At 67.9% G+C, this 3,395-nt stretch carries 4 protein-coding genes and 1 pseudogene; 3 read left to right on the top strand and 2 right to left on the bottom strand.

The features are described 5' to 3' along the window. Both GX543_RS07830 and GX543_RS07825 read right to left on the bottom strand, forming a co-directional pair. A pseudogene (locus GX543_RS07830) lies at positions 1 to 95 on the bottom strand (VUT family protein); the annotation flags it as partial. Next, positions 92 to 550 (bottom strand): DUF4307 domain-containing protein, encoded by a 459-nt coding sequence (locus tag GX543_RS07825; RefSeq protein WP_290851086.1) that lies wholly within the window; start codon positions 548 to 550, stop codon positions 92 to 94. The pseudogene GX543_RS07830 and the gene GX543_RS07825, both read right to left, overlap by 4 nt. Before the next feature lie 78 nt (positions 551 to 628). Here GX543_RS07825 and mca point away from each other — a divergent pair, with 78 nt between their 5' ends. From mca to GX543_RS07810, 3 genes are all read left to right on the top strand, one after another. Next, positions 629 to 1,474: a mycothiol conjugate amidase Mca gene (gene mca, locus GX543_RS07820; protein ID WP_290851088.1), complete on the top strand. Its 846-nt coding sequence runs from the start codon at positions 629 to 631 to the stop codon at positions 1,472 to 1,474. A gap of 35 nt (positions 1,475 to 1,509) precedes the next feature. Then, a complete protein-coding gene (locus GX543_RS07815) occupies positions 1,510 to 1,809 on the top strand; it encodes a hypothetical protein (RefSeq protein ID WP_290851087.1) in 300 nt (99 codons plus the stop codon). Further along, positions 1,784 to 3,395 (top strand): thioredoxin domain-containing protein (locus GX543_RS07810; RefSeq protein WP_290851085.1); only part of this gene is annotated, 1,612 nt, incomplete at its 3' end. The genes GX543_RS07815 and GX543_RS07810, both read left to right, overlap by 26 nt.

The raw sequence follows: 3,395 nt of genomic DNA, 5'->3' as shown, positions 1-3,395 counted from the left end.
TTGCTGATCAGCATCACGCCGACGAACAGCGCGGTGAGCGCGGGGTAGTACGGGCTGGTCAGCTTGGCGAAAACCGCCTTGCCGGACCGTGTCACGCGTTGGCCTTCAGGTACGGCGGGACGTCGATGCCGCAGCCGAACAGTTCACCGATCACCGGCGGCTGCGAGGTGGAGACCTCGGTGCGCGCGCCGACCTGTGTCTCGGTGCCCGCGGGCACCAGGATCTCGCGACGCCCGACTTCCGAGCCGTCCTTGGCGCGAGCGCGGACGATGCAGACCACAGCCTGGCTGGGGTCGTTGCGGTTCACCGTGTACTGGACGGCGACGCGGTCGGGCGACAGGAGATCGTATGCGGTGGCCTGCCCGGAGACCTCCGGATCGCCGAATCGGTCGTAGCCGATGTAGGCGATGCCGAGTCCGGCGGCAACCAGCAGAACGACGAGACCGTAGAACCAGCGACGCTTGCTACTCGGCGACCGATCTGTGGGGTAGGTCGCTCGGGGTCCGCTCCGCGGAGTCTGCTGGTCATGGCCCCCGTCTGATGTGCTCACCCGTCAATACCTACCATGTTGAGTAGAAGCGAGCGAAGGTGAGGAAGCGTGACCGAACGCGCGAACGGGCTGCGACTCATGGCAGTGCATGCCCATCCCGACGACGAGGCGAGCAAGGGTGCTGCGACCCTGGCCAAATACGCTGATCAGGGCGTTGACGTCATGGTCGTCACCCTGACCGGCGGCGAGCGTGGCGACATTCTGAACCCCGCGATGGATCGTCCGGGAGTGACGGAGAACATTACCGAGGTGCGTCGCGAGGAGATGGCGGCGGCCGCCGCCGCGCTCGGCGTCCAACACCACTGGCTGGGGTTCGTCGACTCCGGACTGCCCGAGGGCGACCCGCTTCCCCCGCTTCCGGAGGGCTGCTTCGCGCTGGTCCCGCTCGAGGAGGCCAACGAGCGGTTGGTCAAGGTGATCCGTGACTTCAAGCCGCACGTGATCATCACGTACGACGAGAACGGCGGCTACCCGCACCCCGATCACATCAAGTGCCACGAGGTCTCGATGGCGGCGTGGGACGCGGCGGGCGACCCCGAAGCCTTCCCCGACGCGGGCGAGCCGTGGACGCCGCTGAAGCTGTACTACACGCACGGCTTCATCCGCGACCGCATCCACGCCTTCTCCGAGGAGTTCGAGAAGGTAGGCGAGGAAAGCCCCTTCAAGGAGTGGCTCAGCAAGTGGAAGCGCAACCAGGGCGACATGATGGCCCGGGTGACCACCCAGGTGGAGTGCGCCGAGTACTTCCCGCAGCGTGACGACGCCCTCCGCGCGCATGCCACCCAGATCGACCCGAATGGCTTCTTCTTCGCAGTTCCGCTGGAATGGCAGCAGCGACTGTGGCCGACCGAGGAATTCGAGCTGGCGCAGACTCGGGTCAAGACCGACCTCCCCGAGAACGATCTCTTCACTGGAATTGAGTAGCAATGAACGTCCTGTCCCTCCCCTCCGACGTCGTGATGTTTCTGGCCGACGAGCCGGCCCGCGAACCGGAGTTCGGTAAGGCGTCGCCGGTCGGGCTGCTCGTGATCCTGATTCTTCTGGTGGGCGTGTTCCTGCTCATCAGATCGATGAACAAGCAGCTCAAGAAGCTGCCAGAGAGTTTCGACACCGAGAACCCCGAACCCGACCAGGCATTCGACGAGGGCACCGACCGGGCGGACGCCGATCCCGTCGCGAAGCTGCAGAAGGAAGCCGGCACCGAGAACGGCACCGGCGGCGAAGGACATCGCGATGGAGAACCCACCGACCGCGGATAGTCGAAATCGGCTCGGCGAATCGTCCAGCCCCTATCTGCGTCAGCATGCCGCGAACCCTGTCCACTGGCAGGAGTGGGGACGCGCCGCGTTCGACGAAGCTCGTCGCCGCGACGTCCCGGTGCTGCTGTCGGTGGGCTATGCCGCCTGTCACTGGTGTCATGTGATGGCGCATGAGACCTTCGAGGACGCGGCACTGGCGGATCAGATGAATCGCGGGTTCGTGTGCGTGAAGGTCGACCGCGAGGAACGTCCGGACATCGACTCGATCTACATGGCGGCCACCGTCGCCATGACCGGTCAGGGCGGGTGGCCGATGACCTGCTTCCTCACTCCGGACGGCGACCCGTTCTACTGCGGCACCTACTACCCGCCGCGCGCCCGCAATGGGCAACCCGGTTTCGACGAGGTGCTGGACGCGATCACCCGCACGTGGGAGCAACGGCGGGACGAGGTGCTGGTGGCAGGCGGCAAGATCGCCGAGCACCTGCGGACCAACTCGGAGTCGCTGCCGTCCGGGCCCGTCCCCGACGCGCAGTTGCTCGCCGACGCGATCCGGGCGATTCTGGCCGACGAGGACCCGCTGTCCTCGGGCTTCGGCGGGGCGCCGAAGTTCCCGCCGACCGCCCTGCTGGAGTCCCTGCTGCGGGCCGGTGAGCTCGGCGGTCACGTCGATGCCGCCGATGCCGCCGTCCGGACCGCGCACGCGATGGCTCGCGGCGGCATCTACGACCAGCTCGCGGGCGGTTTCGCCCGTTACACCGTCGACGCGGAGTGGGTTGTCCCGCACTTCGAGAAGATGCTCTACGACAACGCGCTGCTGCTGCGGGCCTACGCACACCTCGCGCGACGCGGCGACGAGCTCGTTCTCCGCGTCACCACCGAGACCGTCGACTTCCTGGACCGACACCTCTGGACCGGCACCGGCTACGCCTCATCGCTCGATGCCGACACCGAAGGCGTCGAAGGGCTCACCTACGTGTGGCGACCCGACGAACTCACTCAGATCCTCGGCCCCGACGACGGCGCGTGGGCCGCGGACCTGTTCGTCGTGACCGAATCCGGCACCTTTGAACACGGGAACTCGACGCTGCAACTGCCGCGCGACCCCGACGACCCACTCCGCTTCGCGTCGGTGCGTGCTCGACTGTCGGCCGCCCGTGAACGGCGGCCGCAACCCGACCGCGACGACAAGGTGGTCACGGCGTGGAATGCGATGGCCGTGACGGCGCTCGCCGAAGGCGGTGCGGCGCTCGGTCGTGCCGACTGGGTGGAGCGAGCCGCGGAGTGCGCCGATGCGCTGCTGTCGGTGCATCTGGTGGACGGTGACCTGCGTCGGTCGTCGCTCGACGGTCGCGCGGCGGTCCCGCGCGGCGGCCTCGACGACTACGCGGCACTCGCCACCGCCCTGCTGACGCTGCACCAGGTGACCGGTGCGATCGAGTGGCGCACGTCGGCGCTCGGCCTCGTCGACCGGATGATCGCGGTGTTCGCCGACCCCGAGGCCGAGGGCGCCTGGTACGACGCCCACGACGACGACCTGCTGCTCCGGCCGCGCGACCCGGTCGACGGTGCGACCCCGTCGGGGG

Source organism: Gordonia sp. (in: high G+C Gram-positive bacteria) (assembly GCF_012515855.1).
GTDB lineage: Bacteria > Actinomycetota > Actinomycetes > Mycobacteriales > Mycobacteriaceae > Gordonia.
Note: the sequence above shows the minus strand (reverse complement) of the source record. Positions and strands in the feature narration are given on the sequence as shown.

Coding starts and splice junctions, on each gene's coding strand:
- GX543_RS07815 (WP_290851087.1), top strand. CDS start 1,510: ATGTTTCTGGCCGACGAGCCGGCCCGCGAACCGGAGTTCGGTAAGGCG.
- mca (WP_290851088.1), top strand. CDS start 629: ATGGCAGTGCATGCCCATCCCGACGACGAGGCGAGCAAGGGTGCTGCG.